General features: G+C 64.9%; 13 protein-coding genes. 10 read left to right on the plus strand and 3 right to left on the minus strand.

What is annotated here, in order from left to right:
- The first annotated feature begins 51 nt into the window (after positions 1–51).
- The 4 genes from QM741_RS14280 (at position 52) to QM741_RS14295 (ending at position 8,780) form a co-directional block, all read left to right on the plus strand.
- A complete protein-coding gene (locus QM741_RS14280; RefSeq protein ID WP_415208337.1) occupies positions 52–1,212 on the plus strand; it encodes an acyl-CoA dehydrogenase family protein in 1,161 nt (386 codons plus the stop codon).
- Positions 1,213–1,320: 108 nt separating this feature from the next.
- Positions 1,321–1,962, plus strand: a complete 642-nt coding sequence (locus QM741_RS14285; RefSeq protein WP_415208338.1) for an SH3 domain-containing protein — start codon at positions 1,321–1,323, stop codon at positions 1,960–1,962.
- A 182-nt stretch (positions 1,963–2,144) separates the two neighbouring features.
- A complete protein-coding gene (locus QM741_RS14290; protein WP_415208339.1) occupies positions 2,145–3,566 on the plus strand; it encodes a choice-of-anchor Q domain-containing protein in 1,422 nt (473 codons plus the stop codon).
- A 249-nt stretch (positions 3,567–3,815) separates the two neighbouring features.
- The gene (locus QM741_RS14295; RefSeq protein ID WP_415208340.1) at positions 3,816–8,780 is read left to right on the plus strand and encodes an NAD-glutamate dehydrogenase; all 4,965 of its coding nucleotides are present in this window, start codon (positions 3,816–3,818) and stop codon (positions 8,778–8,780) included.
- Between the two features lie 101 nt (positions 8,781–8,881).
- Here QM741_RS14295 and QM741_RS14300 read toward each other — a convergent pair whose 3' ends face one another.
- The 3 genes from QM741_RS14300 to QM741_RS14310 form a co-directional block, all read right to left on the minus strand.
- Positions 8,882–10,078 (minus strand): acetyl-CoA C-acyltransferase, encoded by a 1,197-nt coding sequence (locus QM741_RS14300; protein ID WP_415208341.1) that lies wholly within the window; start codon positions 10,076–10,078, stop codon positions 8,882–8,884.
- Positions 10,079–10,226: 148 nt separating this feature from the next.
- The gene (locus tag QM741_RS14305; RefSeq protein ID WP_415208016.1) at positions 10,227–12,608 is read right to left on the minus strand and encodes a 3-hydroxyacyl-CoA dehydrogenase/enoyl-CoA hydratase family protein; all 2,382 of its coding nucleotides are present in this window, start codon (positions 12,606–12,608) and stop codon (positions 10,227–10,229) included.
- Positions 12,609–12,688: 80 nt separating this feature from the next.
- Positions 12,689–13,321: a TetR/AcrR family transcriptional regulator gene (locus QM741_RS14310; protein WP_415208342.1), complete on the minus strand. Its 633-nt coding sequence runs from the start codon at positions 13,319–13,321 to the stop codon at positions 12,689–12,691.
- A gap of 305 nt (positions 13,322–13,626) precedes the next feature.
- Between QM741_RS14310 and ndk the strand changes: the two genes are divergently transcribed.
- From ndk to bamB, 6 genes are all read left to right on the plus strand, one after another.
- The gene (gene ndk, locus QM741_RS14315) at positions 13,627–14,052 is read left to right on the plus strand and encodes a nucleoside-diphosphate kinase (protein WP_415208343.1); all 426 of its coding nucleotides are present in this window, start codon (positions 13,627–13,629) and stop codon (positions 14,050–14,052) included.
- Entirely contained in the window at positions 14,053–15,246 is a 1,194-nt protein-coding gene (rlmN, locus tag QM741_RS14320; protein ID WP_415208344.1) for a 23S rRNA (adenine(2503)-C(2))-methyltransferase RlmN, read from the plus strand.
- The gene (gene pilW, locus QM741_RS14325) at positions 15,236–16,057 is read left to right on the plus strand and encodes a type IV pilus biogenesis/stability protein PilW (protein WP_415208345.1); all 822 of its coding nucleotides are present in this window, start codon (positions 15,236–15,238) and stop codon (positions 16,055–16,057) included. Before rlmN ends, pilW begins: the two co-directional genes overlap by 11 nt.
- A 113-nt stretch (positions 16,058–16,170) precedes the next feature.
- Positions 16,171–17,178, plus strand: coding sequence for a helix-turn-helix domain-containing protein (locus tag QM741_RS14330; protein WP_415208346.1), 1,008 nt, complete (start codon positions 16,171–16,173; stop codon positions 17,176–17,178).
- 175 nt (positions 17,179–17,353) lie between these two features.
- Complete coding sequence (locus QM741_RS14335) at positions 17,354–18,037, plus strand: YfgM family protein (protein ID WP_415208347.1); 684 nt, start codon at positions 17,354–17,356, stop codon at positions 18,035–18,037.
- On the plus strand, positions 18,034–19,266 hold the full coding sequence (bamB, locus tag QM741_RS14340; RefSeq protein WP_415208348.1) for an outer membrane protein assembly factor BamB: 1,233 nt from the start codon (positions 18,034–18,036) through the stop codon (positions 19,264–19,266). Before QM741_RS14335 ends, bamB begins: the two co-directional genes overlap by 4 nt.
- Positions 19,267–19,330 lie beyond the last annotated feature (64 nt).

Genomic DNA, 19,330 nt, shown 5'->3' on the forward strand with positions numbered 1-19,330 from the left:
CCTCGCGTCATTCCGGCCGGGGTTGTCGGAACGAACCGTTCGGGAGCCCATATGGATTTCAGTTTCACCGAAGACCAGCTTTCCATCCAGTCCATCGCTCGCGACTTTGCGCAAAAGCGCATCGCGCCGGTCGCAGCCGAGTTCGACGCGAAGGGCGAATTCCCGCTCGACAACATCAAGGAAATGGGCACGCTCGGCCTGATGGGCGTCGAGGTGCCGGTCGAATACGGCGGCGCGGGCATGGACACGATTTCCTACGTGCTCGCGATGATCGAGATCGCCGCCGCCGACTGCGCGCACTCGACCATCATGTCGGTGAACAACACGCTCTACTGCAACGGCTTGCTCAAATACGGCACGCACGAGCAGAAATTGAAATACGTCGAGCCGATCGCCACGGGCAAGGCCATCGGCGCGTTCGCGCTGACCGAGCCGCAGTCCGGTTCCGACGCGACCGCGATGAAGCTGCGCGCGGTCAGGCAGGCCGACGGCAGCTTCGTCGTCAACGGCAAGAAAAGCTGGATCACTTCCGGCCCGGTGGCGAAATACATCCTGCTGTTCGCGATGACCGACCCGGCGAAGGGTGCGAAGGGCATCAGCGCGCTGATGATCGACACCGAACGCACCGGCTTCCATCGTGGCAAGACCGAACCCAAGCTCGGCGTGCGTGCCTCCGCGACCTGTGAAATCGAATTCAGCGACTATCGCGTGCCGGCGGAAGACCTGATCGGCAGCGAGGGCGAAGGCTTCAGGATCGCGATGAGCCTGCTCGACGGCGGCCGCATCGGCATCGCCTCCCAGGCCGTCGGCCTCGCGCGCGCGGCCTACGAGGCGACGCTGGCCTATGCGAAGGAGCGCAAGGCCTTCGGCCAGTCCATCGGCAGTTTCCAGATGATCCAGCAGAAGATCGCCGACATGAAGTGCAAGCTCGATGCTTCGTACTGGCTCGTGCTGCGCGCGGCCTGGGCCAAGCAGCAGGCCGAAAAGAATGGCGGCAAGTTTTCGACCGAAGCCGCGGTCGCCAAGCTGACCGCGTCGGAAAGCGCCATGTGGATCACGCACCAGGCCATCCAGGTGCACGGCGGCATGGGTTACTCGAAAGAGATGCCGCTCGAGCGTTATTTCCGCGATGCCAAGATCACCGAGATTTACGAGGGCACGAGCGAGATCCAGCGCATGGTCATCGCACGCAACGAGACCGGGTTGCGCTGAGGCCGATACGGCCCACAGCGGCAACAATTTTTAACACGCGGATTCGCTTGTGGCCGGCGTCGCTACGGGGGAGAATCATCCTCCCTTACCGTCGAAAGGAGCAGACCCATGCGTCGTCTTGTTGGTTTGACTGTTGGTTGTGCGCTGGCCAGCGTGTCCGCCGCTGCGTTGGCGGGCGAAGGCTATACGGTCGCGACGACGACCTTGTATTCGGCGCCGGATCCGGGCTATCCGCCCGTCGATACGATTCCGGCCGGCGCGCGCGTGTTCGTCGAAGGCTGCACCGACGGTTATGTCTGGTGCGACGTGATCGCGGGCGAGGGTCGCGGCTGGATGCCGGGCAACTACATCCAGTACGACTACAACGGCCAGTTCGGATTCGTCAGCGCGTTCGGCGCGGCCATCGGCATTCCGATCGTCGCGTTCTCGATCGGCGATTACTGGGGACGCTACTATCGCGGTCGCCCGTTCTGGGCGCAGCACGACCGCTGGTTCGCACGCCCGATGCCGCATCGGCCGGCACCGGTATACCGCGGCCCGGTGCGCGACTACGTGCATGGACCCGTGCGCGAACTCGTCGGCCATCCGTATGCGCATGCGCCCATGGGCCATCCGGTCGTGCAGCATCGCGCCGCGCCGGCGCCGCATGTCCAGCAGCCGGTGCACAATGCCACGCAGCCGCACGCCCAGCCGCAGGCGCACCATGCGGCGCAGCCGCGGGCACAGGAACATCACGAAGACCACCACTGAAGCGCAGGGGTTCGTGCCGGCGTTGCCGCGCGCCTGAATCCGGCGCGCGGGCTTTGCTGAACGTTTTCTGAACTTTTCGTGGCGACACCGGTCTTCAAGCATCGAGCCTGAGCGGTCGTCCCGTGCAATGCGGGCGGCCGGTAAACCAAAAGGCCAAAAACCCATCACGAGGGAGTGACGCCATGCTGCGCTTTGTCCTGTTGATGAGTCTTGTTTTTGGTGTGTGTCAAACCGCTGTGGCGGGAATCGTGCGGGTCGCCGATGGTGATTGCACCGCGTTGTCCAAGGCGGTCAGCGATGCCGGCACATCTGCACAGAGCGTATCAATCACGCTTGCGCGCGCGGGAACCTACTCATCATGTGACATTTCATTGGCGACTGGCAGCGTCGATATCGATGCTCAAGGTGCGACGCTGCAAGCACTGACCGCAATGATCGCCTTGCCCGCGACGTTGAGCATACGCAATGCCATATTGACTGGAGCATCCCCAGGTACGAAAGTCAACTCGCATTGCGCATACCCTATCGACATGGGAACCATTTATGCCGGAGAAGTGATCTGTAATCTGGGAACGCTCATGTTGGATCACATCACCGTGCAAAACTGGTCTTCTGAACAAAACTGTACTACGGAAGGATTTTCTGGATTTTGTGTAGTGGATGCCTGGGTTTCGTCGTCCGGGTTCGCGGTATTGCGTAACGTAACGCAGACAGGGTTTACGAGCGCTCCGAATACCTTGGGAATAACGTTCATCGCAAACTCAGGAAATCTCGAAATCTACAATTCGACGTTTTCGAATGCATCCTCATCGGGTTGGGTCATCACGTCGTATACGAATCAGACGGATTCTTCAGCCGCTCTAAAAATTGCGAACTCTCTATTCGTCGGCGGTGATGGCGCGGCGTTGTGCCTGCCGGTAGGTCCCGCGACTTCATTGGGAGGATCGGTGACTTCGCTCGGCGGCAACGTCGCCACCGACTCGAGTTGCGGTCTGTCGGCAGCGAATGGCGACAAGATCGATACGAGCCTCAGCTTGCCCGCAGCAGCCGACCACGGTGGCCTCGTACCCACCGTGCAGATCGGCTACGGCAACCCGGCCTATCGCGCCGGCGTTGCGCAATATTGCGAAGCAACCGACGCGCGCGGCGTGGTGCGCAATGCGGCGAACTGCGACGCGGGTGCGTACGAGTCCGGAGGCGGGCTCGGCCTCGTCACCGAGAACGGCATGAACGGGTTGTACTACGTGCCGGGTATCGCCAATGGCCATTACGTGTCGGTGCAACGCATCCACGACAACAGCGACGTGATGGTGTTCTGGAACACGTTTGACCGCAACGGGAATCAGGCGTGGCTCTACGGCGTCGGCACGCTGACCTCGGACCGGCACATCCACGCGCAGATGGCGCGCAACACGGGCGGGGTGCTGCAACCCGGCGGCGCGCCGACTGGAGCAAAGTCGAGCTCGTGGGGCACCGTGGATATCGACGTAAGCAACTGCTCGGCGGCGCAGTTTGCCTACCAGTCTAACCTGCCCGAATTCGGCAGCGGCCAGTTTCCGCTGACGCGGTTGGCTTTCGAGTCGGCGATCAACTGCGGCGATTGAGCGCCGGTCGGCCTCGATTCCATTCACTGCATGCAGGGCGCCGAATCGGGCGCCCTTTTTTTCGCTGCCTTCCGCCTTCCATGATGCGATGCAGCGAAAGTTTTCCAGCACAGGTGGACGTTCGCCGAGGCCGTCGCCACGGGAAACGCCGCCGAAGTGGCTCCATCGGCTGCAATCAAAGCGGCATATAATTTGGATACGCTCTGGCCATGCGCCGGAGCCACTCCATACGCAGGACCGATATCCGTCATGAACGCGAAACTCGCACCGGCCGACACTTCGATCGACGCCATCCTCAACGAGCTTCAGCCGCATCTCGCCTCCCAGGCGCAGAAGCAACAGGCAAGCATCTTCGTCGGCCAGTTCTTCAGCCGCGTCGCCGCCGACGACATCGCCGTTCGCGATGCGAAAACCTGGGCCGCGCTGCTGCACGGTCTGCTCGACTTCGTGCGCGTGCGCGCAGCGAACGCACCGAGCGTGCGCGTGTTCAACCCCAGCTTCGAAAAGGACGGCTGGGAGTCGAACTACACGGTCGTGCAGATCGCGACGGGCGATATACCGTTTCTCGTCGACTCGGTCGGCATCGCCGCGCACGAGCAGGGTCTTGCGCTGCACGGGCTGATCCATCCGGTGTACTTCATCGCGCGCGATCCGGGCGGCAATCTGCTCAGCCTCGCGCTCGACGATGCGAACAAGGGCAGGCCCGAGTCGGTGATGCACATCGAAGTCGACCGCCTCAGCGAGCCGGCGGAGATGGAGCGCTTGCAGAAGGCGATGTGCGTCGCGCTGCACGACGTCGCCGCGGCCGTGGCCGACTGGGCGACGATGAAGGCGAAGATGCTCGAGATGGCCGACAACGTCGGCAAGTGGAAGTTGCCGCTCGATGCGGCCGGCGTCACCGAGGCGCAGGAATTCCTGCGCTGGGCCGCGACGGACCATTTCACCTTTCTCGGCTATCGCGAGTACCACGTCGTCAAGAAGGGCGACGACGAAGTGCTCGAAGCCGCGCCGAAGACCGGTCTCGGCATCCTGCGCGGCAGCGAGAAGCAGCTTGCACCGCGTTCGCTCAAGACTTTGGTCTCGCACGAACTGCGCAAGTCGGGTACGGGCGACGCGGTCATCCTGACCAAGACCAATGCGCGCTCGACCGTGCACCGCGGCGGCTACATGGATTACATCGGCGTGCTCGAGTTCGACGACAAGGGCATGCCGACGGCCGAGCACCGTTTTCTCGGCCTCTATGCCTCGGGCGCGTACACGCGCCGACCGTGGGACATTCCGCTCGTGCGGCAGAAGTACGAGGCGGTGATGAGCCGTTCCGGCTACAAGCGCGATTCGCATTCGGGCAAGACCCTGCGCAACATTCTCGAAACGCTGCCGCGCGAGGAGCTGTTCCAGGCCAGCGAGAACGAACTGTTCGACACCGCCAGCGGCATCATGCATCTGCAGGGCCGCTCGCGCTCTCGCCTGTTCGTGCGCCGCGACAAGTACGGGCGTTTCTTCTCCTGCCTCGTGTTCGTGCCACGCGAGCGTTTCAACACCGACGTGCGCGAGCGCATCGAGGCGTTGCTCAAGCGCGCCTTCCACGGCGAGCGCGTCGATTCCTCGGTACAGATGGGCGAATCGCCGCTGGCGCGCGTGCATCTGGTGATCCGGCCGAAGCCGGGCGACCGGCCCAGCTACGACGTCGCCGAGCTCGAAGCGAAGATCGGCCAGATCGTGCGCAACTGGCACGACGAGTTGCGCGAAACGCTGGTCAGGAAGCACGGCGAGGACAAGGGCTCGCGCCTCGCGAATCGCTACGGCCGCGCATTGCCGGCCGGCTACATCGAGGAAGTGTCCTCCGCCGTCGCCGCGGCGGACGTCGAGGCGGCGGCGAGCCTATCGAGCGCCGACGACATCCGTCTGAACCTGTACCGCTCGCGCGGCGAGACGAATTTGCGCTTCAAGCTGTTCCGCTACGGCGCGCCGATCACGCTGACCGAAGTGCTGCCGATGCTCGAGAACATGGGCATGAAGGTGCTGTCCGAGCATCCGTACGAGATGCATGTCGGCGACACGGCGATCGTGATCCAGGATTTCGAAGTGCAGCCGGCCGGTCGCTTCGACTTCGACCTCGACAGCGTGCGCGACACGTTCCAGCAGAGTTTCGAGCGCATCTGGCGCGGCCAGACCGAGAGCGACGGCTTCAACAAGCTGATCCTCGGCGCCAATCTCGAATGGCGCCAGGTGGCGATGCTGCGCGGCCTGTGCAAATACCTGCTGCAAACCGGCGTGCCGTTCTCGCAGAGCTACATGGAGGAAACGCTCAACCGCTATCCGCTGCTCTCCGCGCTGCTCTACCTGTTGTTCGAGACCAAGTTCGATCCGGCGCGCGAGAAGTGGACCAAGACCGACGTCGAGCAGCAGAAGAGGCGCTTGCAGAAGGAAGTCGAAACGCTGCTGCCGGAATCGATGAAGGACCAGCGCGCGACGCTCGTCGATGCGCCGCTCGCCGCCTGCGCCGGTTCGCGCGAAGAGCAATACAACGCGATCGTCGCGGCGATCAAGCTGCTGCTCGACCAGGTCGCGAGCCTCGACGAGGACCGCATCCTGCGCGCCTATCTCGGCACGATCGGCGCGATGCTGCGCACGAGCTATTTCCAGACGCCCGAAGGCAAGCACCGCGAATACATTTCGTTCAAGTTCGATCCGTCGAAGGTGCCGGACCTGCCGAAGCCGCGCCCGTACCGCGAAATCTTCGTTTACGCGCCGCGCGTCGAAGCCGTGCACCTGCGCTTCGGGCCGGTCGCGCGCGGCGGCCTGCGCTGGTCGGACCGGCGCGAGGACTTCCGCACCGAGGTGCTCGGCCTCGTGAAGGCGCAGATGGTGAAGAACACGGTCATCGTACCGGTCGGCTCGAAGGGCGGCTTCTTCGTCAAGCGCCCGCCGCTCGGCGGCGACCGCGATGCGCAGCTCGCCGAAGGCATCGCCTGCTACCGCCTGTTCATGAACGCGATGCTCGACATCACCGACAACCTCGTCGACGGCAAGGTCGTGCACCCGCAGAACTGCGTGCGCCACGATGCCGACGATCCCTACCTCGTCGTCGCCGCCGACAAGGGCACGGCGACGTTCTCCGACATCGCCAACGCGATCTCGATCGAACACGATTTTTGGCTCGGCGACGCGTTCGCCTCGGGCGGCTCGGTCGGCTACGACCACAAGGCGATGGGCATCACCGCGAAGGGCGCGTGGGAATCGGTCAAGCGCCATTTCCGCGCGCTCGGCCGCGACTGCCAATCGCAGGATTTCACCTGCGTCGGCATCGGCGACATGTCCGGCGACGTGTTCGGCAACGGCATGCTGCTGTCGAAGCACATCCGCCTCGTCGCCGCGTTCGACCATCGCCACATCTTCCTCGATCCGAATCCGGACGCGGCCAGGACCTTCCCCGAGCGCGAGCGCATGTTCAAGCTGCCGCGTTCGTCGTGGGCGGACTACGATGCAAAGCTGATCGGCAAGGGCGGCGGCATCTATCCGCTGACGGCGAAATCGATTCCGATCTCGCCCGAAGTGCGCGTTGCGCTCGGCATCGACGAGGGCGTCGAGGCGCTGTCGCCGAACGACCTGAAGCGCGCGATCCTCAAGGCACCGGTCGACCTGCTTTGGAACGGCGGCATCGGCACCTACGTCAAGGCCGAGATCGAAACCAACGCCGATGTCGGCGATCGCGCCAACAACGCGATCCGCATCAACGGCAAGGAACTGCGCTGCAAGCTGGTCGGCGAGGGCGGCAATCTCGGCTTCACCCAGCGCGGGCGCATCGAGGCCGCGCTGAACAACGGCGTGCTGCTCAACACCGACTTCATCGACAACTCGGCCGGCGTCGACACCTCCGACCACGAAGTCAACATCAAGATCCTGCTCGGCGATGCGGTGCAGCGCGGCGAGCTGACGATGGACGGCCGCAACCAGCTGCTCGCGGCGATGACCGACGAGGTCGAGCGCCTCGTGCTCGCCGACAATTATCGGCAGAACCAGGCTATCAGCCTGATGGAGCGCATGTCGGTGCAGCGCCTGGGCTCCAAGCTGCACTTCATCCGCACGCTCGAATCGCAGGGCCTGCTCGACCGCGCGATCGAATTCCTGCCGACCGACCAGGAATTCGCCGAGCGCAAGGTGCGCGGCATCGGCCTGACCCGTCCGGAACTCGCCGTGCTGCTGTCCTACTCGAAGATCGTGCTGTTCCAGCAGCTGCTCGATTCCGACGTGCCGGAGGATCCGTACCTGTCGAAGGAACTGCGCCGCTACTTCCCGGTGCCGCTGCAGGAGAAGTATGCCCAGCACATGGAGCGCCATCGTCTGAAGCGCGAGATCATCGCCACCGCGGTGACCAACTCGATGGTCAACCGCATGGGCGCGACCTTCGTGCTGCGCATGGGCGAGGACACCGGCAAGACGCCGGCGCAGGTGGCGCGCGCGTTCAACATCGCGCGCGAAGTGTTCGACGCGCGCGACATGTGGGCGCAGATCGAGGCGCTCGACGGCAAGGTCAACGGCAACGCGCAGATCGACGCGCTGCTCGTGATCTGGCAGTGCCTGCGCGGCACCACGCGCTGGCTGCTCAACCACGCCGACGAAGGGCTCGACATCGCCGCCGCCGTGGCCAGGTACCACAAGGGCATGCAGGAATTGCGCAAGCAGCTCTATGACGTCGTCACGCCGGCCGAGCGCGCGATCTACGAGAGCGAGCAGCGCCGCTGGAAGGAGGCGGGTTTCCCCGACGCGCTCGGCAGCAGCCTCGCCGGCCTGCGCACGCCGGGTTCGGGCCTCGACATCATCCACGTCGCCGCCGACCACAAGCTCAAGATCGGCGAGGCCGCCGAGGTGTATTTCAGCCTCGGCGAATCGCTCAATTTGAACTGGCTCATGCAGAAAGTCGAAGCGCTGCAGGTCGAGTCGCAATGGCACGCGCAAGCGCGCGGCGGCCTGCGCGACGAGCTGTACGCACAGCATCGCGCGCTCACCGCGCAGGTGCTCGAAGGCGGCAAGAAGGGCGCGAAGGGCAGCGATCTCGTCGCCGCATGGCTCAACTGCGACGATTCGGCGCTCAAGTTCACGCTGGCGATGTTCGCCGACATGCGCTCTCAGGTCGTGACCGATTATCCGATTGTCTCGGTTGCCGTGCGCCGGCTCGCACAACTCGTGCAGGCGGGCGGCCCGGCATCCTGAGGGCACGACAGATCACGGTAGCACGATGCGGGATTTTCCTGCCGACAGGCGGTGTGGCGGGTCATGCGGTTCTGTTTCGATTCCTGCTCACGCAGGGCCGTTTACACCGCTTCGAAGATTCCCGCGGCGCCCATGCCGGTGCCGATGCACATCGTCACCATGCCGTATTTTTGTTTGCGGCGCTTGAGGCCGTGGAGGAGGGTGGCGACGCGGATCGCGCCGGTGGCGCCGAGCGGATGGCCCAGGGCGATGGCGCCGCCGAGCGGGTTGATCCTGTCGGGATTGAGGCCGAGGTCTTTCGTCACCGCGAGCGCCTGCGCGGCGAAGGCTTCGTTGAGTTCGATCCAGTCGAGGTCGTCCTGCTTGATGCCGGCCTGCTTGAGCACTTTCGGAATCGCCGCCTTCGGGCCGATGCCCATGACCTCGGGTGGCACGCCGGCGACGGCGAAGCCGACGAAGCGGGCGAGCGGGATGAGGGCATAGTCCTTGATCGCCTGTTCGCTGGCGAGCAGCACGGCGCCGGCGCCGTCGGACATCTGCGAGGCATTGCCCGCGGTGACGCTGCCATTGGCGCGGAACACGGTCTTGAGCTTGGCGAGCACGTCGACCGTGGTGCCGGGGCGCGGGCCTTCGTCGTTCTGGATCGTGCGCGTGTCGTCGGTGGTAACTCGCGCGGATAAATCGGGGTAATGGTCGGCGAGGGTAAACGGCGCGATCTCGTCGTTGAACTCGCCTGCGGCCTGGGCCGCGAGCGCCTTGGCGTGGCTGGCGGCGGCGAACGCGTCCTGTTCCTCGCGCGTGACTTTCCACTGTTCGGCGACCTTCTCGGCCGTGAGGCCCATGCCGTAGGCGATGCCGATGTGCTCGTTCGAGAAGATGCCCGGGTTGAACACCGGGTGGTAGCCCATCATCGGCACCATGCTCATCGACTCGGTGCCGCCGGCGAGCATCAGGTCGGCCTCGCCCGTGCGGATGCGGTCGGCGGCCATCGCCACGGCCTGCAGACCGGAGGAGCAGAAGCGGTTGACAGTGACGGCGGAGACGACGTTCGGCAGGCCGGCGAGCAGCACGCCGATGCGGGCGACGTTCATGCCCTGCTCGGCCTCGGGCATGGCGCAGCCGATGATCGCATCGTCGATGCGCGACTTGTCGATCTGCGGAAACTTGGCCAGCGTCGCGTTGATCGCGAAGGCGAGCAGGTCGTCCGGGCGCGTGTGGCGGAACACGCCGCGCGGGGCCTTGCCGACCGGGGTGCGCTGGGCGGCGACGAGGTAGGCGTCTTGGATTTGTTTGGTCATTTCGGTATCTCCGAAGAAAATAATGTGCATGCGACGCACGGATGCGTCGTCGTCGCCGGAGGCTGTATCCGGCGACGGAACACGTGCGCGCGCTTGGCCCGCGCCGTGTTCGCGACAGTTGCGGCAGGATGCCCAATCTGTCGCATGACTAGTTGCGCAGCGGCTTGCCGGTCTTGAGCGTATGCACGATGCGCTCCTGGGTCTTCGGCGTCTGCGCGAGGGCGACGAAGTGCCGGCGTTCGAGGTCGAGCAGCCATTGCTCGTCGACCGGCGAGCCGCGTTCGATCGGGCCGCCGCACAAGGTGTCGGCGATGCGGCTGGCGATGTCGAAGTCGTGTTCGGAGAGGAAGCGGCCTTCGAGCAGGTTGACCAGGGAGGCCTTGAACGTGGCCGTGCCGACGTCGCCGGCGACGGTGATCTGGCGGTCGTACAGGGGCGGTCGATAACCCGATTCGTACAGCGCGCGCGCTTCGTTCTTGGCGACGTACAGCAACTCCTCGGCGTGGAAGACCACGACGTCGCTTTGACGCAGCAGGCCGAGTTCCTTCGCTTCGAGCGCGGAACCGGACACCTTCGCCATCGCCACGGTCTGGAAGGTGCTCTTCAACTGCGTGAACACGTCGCCTTCGATCGCGCGCGCGGAGGCGCGCAGCGCGAGTTCCTTGAGACCACCGCCGGCCGGCAGCAGGCCGACGCCGGCTTCGACGAGGCCGATGTAGCTTTCCAGCGCGGCGACCGTGCGCGCGCAGTGCATCTGGAATTCGCAACCGCCGCCGAGCGCCATGCCGCGCACCGCGGCGACCACGGGCACGAGCGCGTGCTTGATGCGCAGGCTGGTCTGCTGGAAGCGGTTCACGAACGCCTCGAACTCGGCGACCTTGCCGGCCTGCAGCAGGGCGCCCGCGCCGGCGAGATCGGCGCCGGCGCTGAACGGCTCGGCGTCCTGCCAGATCACCAGGCCCTGGAAGTTCCTCTCGGCCTCGTCGATCGCGCGATGGACCGCATCGATCACGCCGGCACCGAGCGTGTGCATCTTGGTCTTGAACGAAAGGATGGCGATGTCGTCGCCGCCGAGCGTCCACAGGCGCGCCTCGTCGGTTTCGAAAACGGTCGTGCCGCGGTCGACCTGGGCGCCGATCGTCGTCTGCGGGAACAACTGGCGCGCGTACACCGGGGCGTTCGAGCGCGGCAGGACCGTGTTCTGCGCGGCGCTCCACGAGCTGCCGTCCGGCTGGTGCACGCCGATGCGGCTGGGATCCAGCGCCCAGGCCGGCAGCGGCACGTTGCTCATCGTCTTGCCGGCGGCGATGTCCTCGCTGATCCACTGCGCCACCTGCGCCCAGCCGGCGGCCTGCCAGGTCTCGAACGGGCCGAGCTTCCAGCCGTAGCCCCAGCGCATCGCGAAGTCGACGTCGCGCGCGCTGTCGGCGATGGCGGCCAGGTGATAGGCGGCGTAGTGGAACAGGTCGCGGTGGACCGCCCAGAGGAACTGCGCCTGCGGGTCGCTGGACGCGCGCAGCTTGGCGAACTGCTCCGCCGGATTCTTGATCTTGAGGATCGCGGCGACCTCGTCGCTGACCTGGCCGGTCTGCGCCACGTAGTCGCCCTTGGCCGGGTCGAGCACGAGAATGTCCTTGCCGACCTTGCGGAAGAATCCCGCGCCGCTTTTCTGGCCGAGCGCACCCTTCGCGACGAGCGCGGCGAGCACGGGCGGCATGCCGAAATAGCCGTGCCACGGATCGTTCGGCAGCGTGTCCTCCATCGTCTGGATGACATGGCCCATCGTGTCGAGGCCGACCACGTCGGCGGTGCGGTAGGTGGCGCTCTTGGGATGGCCGATCGCCGGGCCGGTCAGCGCGTCGACCACGTCGTAACTCAGCTTGAACTGCTCGGTGTGATGGATCGTCGAGAGGATCGAGAACACGCCGATGCGGTTGCCGATGAAGTTCGGCGTGTCCTTGGCGTAGACCACGCCCTTGCCGAGTGTCGTGGTCAGGAAGGTTTCGAGACCGGCGAGCACTTCGGGCATCGTCTTCGCGCAGGGAATCAGCTCGGCCAAGTGCATGTAGCGCGGCGGATTGAAGAAATGCACGCCGCAGAAACGCTCATGCAAGTGAGCGCTAAGAACATCGGCCAAGCTATTGATACTCAAGCCGGATGTATTGCTGGCGAGAATGGCGTTCTCGCTCACGAAAGGAGCGATCTTGGCGTAGAGGTCGCGCTTCCAGTCGAGCTTTTCGGCGATCGCCTCGATGATCAGGTCGCAGCCGCGCAGCAACGCCAGGTGCTGGTCGTAGTTGGCCGGCACGATCGCGCCCGCACGCGAGGCGTCGGCGAGCGGGGCGGGCGAGATTTTCTTGAGGTTCTCGATCGCCTTGAGCACGACGCCATTGGGATTGCCGTCCTTCGCCGGCAGGTCGAACAGCAGCGTGTCGACCCCGGCATTGACCAGGTGCGCGGCAATCTGCGCACCCATCACGCCGGCACCGAGCACGGCCACTTGGCGGATGCGGAGGGGAAAGTTATCCATGAATGACCTCGAATCGAAGACGGAGTGGGGGAGAGGGGGCGGCCACGGATGGTCGCTCTGTGGTCTTCGCGATCACGGACTCACGCCCGCAGGCCGGCCGCGGCGAACCGGACGAGATGGTCGGCGGTTAGGTCGCGATGCTCTTCGGCGCTGATGCCGCGGCGCTTGATCGTGCCGAAGTCGGCCATCGCGAAGGTCAGCGCGCCGGTGATGATGTCCATGCGCCAGTACAGTTCCTGTTTGTCTAGGTTCGGCAGCAAGGCGCCGAGTGCCGCGGTGAAGTCCCGCAGCACGTGGCCGTAGTTGTCGTGCAGGAAGGCGCGCAGGCGCTCGTTTTGCTCGGCATAGGTGCGCGCAAGGATGCGCACAAAGGCGGTGCCGCCTCTCTCATTGGTGGAGACGGCCAGCGCGGGGCGGATCCAGGCGCCGAGCACGTCTTCGAGCCGTACGGGCGATTTCGCGAGGGCAGCCTGCAGCGCCCGCGCGCGGTCGGCATTGAGCTTGTCCAGGCGTAAACGCAATACCTCGTTGATCAGGTTGTCCTTCGAACCGAAATGGTAGTTGACCGCAGCCAGGTTGACCTGCGCGGTCGAGGTGACCTGTCGTAGCGAGGCGCCAACGAAGCCGTGACTGGCGAATAGCTCCTCGGCGGCATCGAGGATGCGTTGCTTGGTCGAAAAAAGTTCCGGACTCACGGCCTGTCGCCTCCCCATCGTTTTTTGATGCGCCGTTTCGGTGTGAGGCCGGTCGACGAGCATTAAACGTTTGTTTGAATTTTAGACCGCCCACCTCACACGGGTCAATCGGTGGGGGGGACGGGTCCGATGGCCCAATCGCAGGCGGGAAAACTTACCGAACTTTGCAGCCAAGGCACTTAAATTATCCGTCGCAATCCTATAGAATCCAAAAATCTTTTTCGCAGCGGCGGTCGGCTTGCGGCACGTGTTCGGCTCGGCGGTGGGGAACACCGGGGGTCGTGTCCTCGACCTTTCGTCCAACAACATCGGAGTCATCAGCAATGGCGCTGGAGCGCACCCTTTCCATCATCAAGCCCGACGCGGTCGCCAAGAATGTGATCGGCGAAATCTATTCCCGCTTCGAAAAGGCCGGTCTCAAGATCGTCGCCGCCAAGTACAAGCAGTTGTCGCGCGCCGAGGCCGAAGGCTTCTACGCCGTGCACAAGGAGCGTCCTTTCTTCAGTGCGCTGGTCGAGTTCATGCTCTCGGGCCCGGTGATGATCCAGGCGCTCGAAGGCGAGGGCGCGATCCTCAAGAACCGCGATCTCATCGGCGCGACCGATCCGAAGAAAGCCGCGCCGGGCACGATCCGCGCCGACTTCGCGCAGTCGATCGATGCCAACGCGGTGCACGGTTCCGACGCGCCGGAAACGGCGGCGGCGGAGATTGCGTATTTCTTCGCCGGTACGGAAATCCATTCGAGGTAAATGTTTGCGTTCGTCCTTGAACACGAGAGTCAAAAAGCGGCCATCTCTGACCGCACTTCTCAACAACATCTTGCTGTGAACGAGACTTCTGCCAGGTCCAATCTGTTCGACTACGACCGCCAAGGACTGCGCGACCTGTTCGCGCGACTCGGCGAGAAGCCGTATCGCGCCGAGCAGGTGATGAAGTGGATCTATCACCGGCACGCGACCTCATTCGAGCAGATGACCGACGTCGGCAAGGCCTTGCGCGACAAGCTTGAGGCGGCGTGCGAGATCGCGCCGCCGAAGGTGCTGTTCGAGAAGCAGGCCGCCGACGCCACGTACAAGTGGCTGCTCGGCATGGACGGCGGCAACGCGATCGAGACGGTGTTCATTCCCGAGGCGACGCGCGGCACGCTGTGCGTGTCCTCGCAGGTCGGCTGCGGATTGAACTGCCGGTTCTGCTCGACCGCGACACAAGGTTTCAACCGCAACCTTTCCACGAGCGAGATCATCGGCCAAGCATGGACCGCGGCGAAGCATCTCGGCAACGTGCCGCATCACCAGCGCAAGCTCACCAACATTGTCATGATGGGCATGGGCGAACCGCTGCTCAATTTCGACAACGTCGTGCGCGCGATGAGCGTCATGCGCGACGACCTCGGCCTCGGTCTCGCCAACAAGCGCGTCACGCTGTCGACCGCCGGCCTCGTGCCGATGATCGACAGGCTCGGCGAAGTCGCCGACGTGTCGCTGGCCGTGTCGCTGCACGCACCGAACGACGAGCTGCGCACCGAACTCGTGCCGCTCAACAAGAAATACCCGATCGCCGAACTGTTGGCCGCGTGCCAGCGCTATGCCGCTCGCCGGCCGCGTACGACGATCACGTTCGAGTACACGATGCTCAAGGGCGTCAACGACAAGCCCGAGCACGCGCGCCAGCTCGTCAAGCTGATGCGCCGCGTGCCGAGCAAGGTCAACCTGATCCCGTTCAATACGTTCGCCGGCACGCGCTTCGAACGTTCGGACGAAGCAGCGATCCGACACTTCCAGAAGATTCTGCTCGACAGCGACGTGCTGACGATGGTGCGGCGTACGCGCGGCGACGACATCGACGCGGCATGTGGCCAGTTGAAGGGGCAGGTGCTCGACCGCACGCGGCGCAGCGCCGAATTCCAGCGCCGTATCGAGGCCGGAGTACGCCATGCGGCGTGACCGCGTGCGGGCATCGCTTTCGTGGGTCGCGCTCGCGGCCTTCGCGCTGTGCGGCGCGTCCGCGTGCAGCCACGTCAGCGAAGGCATCCATCCCGCCGCGCTCGAAAACCAGGCATCGAACCTGAAGGAGAAGGAAACTCCGGCGGACAGGGCGCGCCCGTTCGTCCAACTCGGGCAGAAATACTTGGAAATAGGCAAACTCGAACTCGCCCAGGAAAACCTGCTCAAGGCGCTCAAGTACGATCCGAAGAGCATCGATGCGCATACCTTGCTCGCCACGCTCTACGACCGCGTCGGCGACCGCACGCAGGCCCTGCAGCACTACCGCGAAGCCGCGCTGCTCGCGCCCAAGGCCGGCGCCGAGAACAACAACTACGGCATGTACCTGTGCAAGCTTGGCCAGTACGCCGAGGCGCGCAAGTATTTCGATGTCGCCTTCGCAGACGGTTTCTACACAGCCAAGGCTTCGGCCTATACGAATGCCGGCACCTGTGAACTGCTCGGCCAGGGTTCGCTCGACCGCGCCGAGACCGATTTCCGCAGCGCTCTCGCGCTCGACCCGAACGATGCCCAAGCGTTGTATCAGCTTGCCAGCGTGCTATATCGCAAGAACGATTTCTTCAAGGCACGCGCATTCGTGCAGCGCTACGATGCCCTCGGCCAGGCCAGTCCGGACGCATTGCTGCTCGCTCGCGACATCGAAACCCGGCTGGGCCACGCCGACGCCGCACGCGATTACGCACAGCGTTTGCGCGACCAGTTCCCGGATTCGGAGCAGGCGCGTGCTCTACAATCCAAGCCATCTTCGTAAATGCCATGAAACGCAGCAAGAAATCATCACCGCAAGCAACCGATGCCGCCTCCGCGCGGCCGTGCGATCGAAGCGATGCGCAAACCGCCACCGTATTACAGGGGATGGAACAGATGGCCTTTTTCGAGACTGCCGACGAAGCGTCCGGCAATGACGCCGCGGCGGCGACGCCGGCGGACGAAACGTCGGTCGATGCCACCGTCGAAAGCGTTGCGGTCGCACCCGGGCAGGCCACTTTGTTCCCCGAATCGCTCGTCCAACGTTTGGTCGCGGCGCGCGATGCGCGCGGCTGGAACTCGCAGCAGGTTGCGGCCAGACTGCATCTGCCGCTGCACATCGTGCAATCGATCGAGGCCGGGCAATACGAGCGCATCGACCAGGGCGTCTACCTGCGCGGTTATCTGACGAACTACGCGCGTCTGGTCGGCGTGCCCCTCGATGCAGTCGAGGACGTGTTGCGCGGCAAGGCACCGCCGCCGCCCGAACTCGTCGCTACCGGGCAAATCTCCCATTCGCGTTATCTCGTCGAGCGCTATTCGGGCTCGGCACTGTATCTCGTGTTGACCGGCGTGATCTTCGTGCCGCTCGTGATGTTCGCGATGAACATGGGCGGGAGCGTCGGTTCGCGGCTGACTCCGCTCGATGCGCCCGTGCCGGCGCTGACTTCGACGGAAAGCGATGCCGCTGCCTCCACCGCCGCGGCGACAACGGCCGCCGCCGATACCCCGGCCACCGCGCCGGCGACGGAAAGCCACGACTCGCCGCTGATGGCCTCGTTCGCGATCGTGCCGACGCTGCCTGCGATGGGCGGCGCCAAGCCCGATACCGTGGCGGCGGCGGGCAGCCAATTGCGCCTGAGCCTGGCCGAAGCGAGTTGGGTCGAAATCGTCGACGCCGACGGCAAGCGCCTCGAGTACTCGACGCTGCCCGCAGGCACGACGAAGGAGTACCCGGCGGAAAAATCGCTGACGATCCTGCTCGGCAACACCAGCGGCGTCAGGGTCGAAGTCGCCGGGCAGGCGCAGGACATCGCGCCGTACAACCGCGGCAACGTCGCGCGCTTCAAGCTTGCCGCCGGCAGCCGGTCGATCACGACGGCAGCATCCGAGCACAACGGCTGACGACGCGGGCCGGCGCAGCGCGCTAGGTCGAATTCCCAAACCGCCCCCTGAACAGGGCGGTGCGCAAGAGCGCATCGGTGGGCGGTTCCTGATACCCTACGCCTCCTCGCGCGCCGCGCGCCCGGCACGGTCCGCGCAGTGCGTATCGAAACTTCCGAACGAGGTAATCCGCAGCATGTCTTTCGATGTCTTGGACGAACACGAACAGGGCGAACTCGTCCGCAAGTGGGTGCGTGAGAACTGGCTGTCCATCGCGACCGGCATTGGCTTGGGTTTGGTCCTGCTGTTCGGCTGGCAGCAATGGCGCACGCACCGGGCAAATCGCAACATGGATGCCGCCGTGCTGTTCGACACGCTCGGCACCGACATCGACAAGAAGGATTACGACGCGGCCAAGGCGATTGCGGCCAAACTCAAGTCCGAGCATGCCGGCACCCCGTACGCGGCGCTCGCCGCGGTGCGCGAAGCCGACATCGCGCTCCAGCACGGCGACGCGGAGAGCGCCTACGCCTCGCTGGAGTGGGCGTGGGAGCATGCCGGCATCGATGCGCTCAAGGCCACGATCGGCATCGATCTCGCACGCGTGCAGATCGCGCGCGGCAAGGCGCAGGAGGCGCTCGATCTGATCGACAAGCTGCCGAAGAGCGGCTTCGAGGCGGCCACGGCGGAACTGCGCGGCGACGCGCTTGTCGTGCTCGGGCGCAAGGACGACGCACGTACTGCGTATGCCGAGGCGCTCGCCAAGCTCGAACCGGGCGCCCCGAACCGCAATTTCCTTGAAATGAAACTGGCCGATCTGGGAGCCGCACCAGCGGATGCCGCTCCCGCCAAGACCGTCGCGGAGAAGAAGAACTCATGAGCACCGTCTTCACCGCATCGCGCCTGCGCGGCGCAAGCCTCGTCCTGCTCGGCGTCGCCATCAGCGGCTGCGGCACGATCAAGGGCTGGTTCAACGACACCAAGAAGGAAAACATCGAGCCGCCGACGCCGCTGGCCGAGAATTTCACCCCTTCGATCTCGGTGACGAAGGTCTGGAGCGCACGCATCGGCAAGGGCGCGGAAAAGACCGGCGCCGACTCGCGGCCGGCCTACGCCGATGGCAAGCTCTACGCCGCGAGCACGACCGGCGAGATCGAAGCTTACGACGCCGCGACGGGCAAGACGTTGTGGAGCAAGCGCCTCGGCAGTCGCCACGGCTTCCTCATCCACCGCGGGCCGAACTCGGTGCGCTGGGGCGGCGGCCCGAGCGTGGACGGCGATCTCGTCGTCGTCGGCACCCTCGAAGGCACGGTGCAGGCGTTCAACGCCGGCGACGGCAGCGAACGTTGGACCGCGCAATTGTCTTCCGAAGTGATTTCGGCGCCGGCCATCGGCGGCGGCATGGTCTACGTGCGCACCAACGACGGCCACATCGTCGGTCTCGACCGCGCCGACGGCTCGCGCAAATGGGTGTATGACCGCGCAACCGTGCCGCTGTTGACCCTGCGCGGCAACAGCCCGCCGGTGTTCGCCGACGGCGTCGTCTACTCGGGCGAGGACAACGGCAAGGTCGTCGCGCTGCGCACCAGCGACGGCGCGCCGCTCTGGGAGCAGGTGCTCTCCGCGGGCGAGGGCCGCACCGAGATCGACCGACTGCAGGACGTCGACGGCGAGATCGCCGTGGCCGACAACGTCGTCTACGCGGTCGGCTACAAGGGCCAAACGCAGGCGCTGTCCGCGCAGAGCGGACGCCCGTTGTGGACGCACGAACTCGGTGCCTACGGCGGCGTGGCGCTGTCCGCGAGCCAGGTCTACCTGACCGACACCGACGCCAACGTCTACGCGCTCGACCTGCGCACCGGCTCCTCGCAGTGGAAGCAGGACGCGCTCAAGTATCGCTGGCTCGGCGAACCGGCGGTGCAGGGCGATGCCGTCGTCGTCGGCGACCTCGAAGGCTGGGTGCACTGGCTGTCGATCAACGACGGCAAACTGCTCGCCCGCGAGCGCGTGTCGGAGGCGCCGATCAAATCCGCGCCCGTCGTCGTCGGCGACATGGCCTACGTCGAGACGATCTACGGCGACATCGCGGCCTATCGCGTTGGCAAGTAGGCGTCGGGGCCGAAAGCATTCCGGGTCGGGAATTTGCGCGGATCGGGCAAATAGTTCTGGCTTT

Origin of the sequence: Rudaea sp. (assembly GCF_047601565.1) — a bacterium.
Taxonomy (GTDB): domain Bacteria; phylum Pseudomonadota; class Gammaproteobacteria; order Xanthomonadales; family Rhodanobacteraceae; genus Rudaea.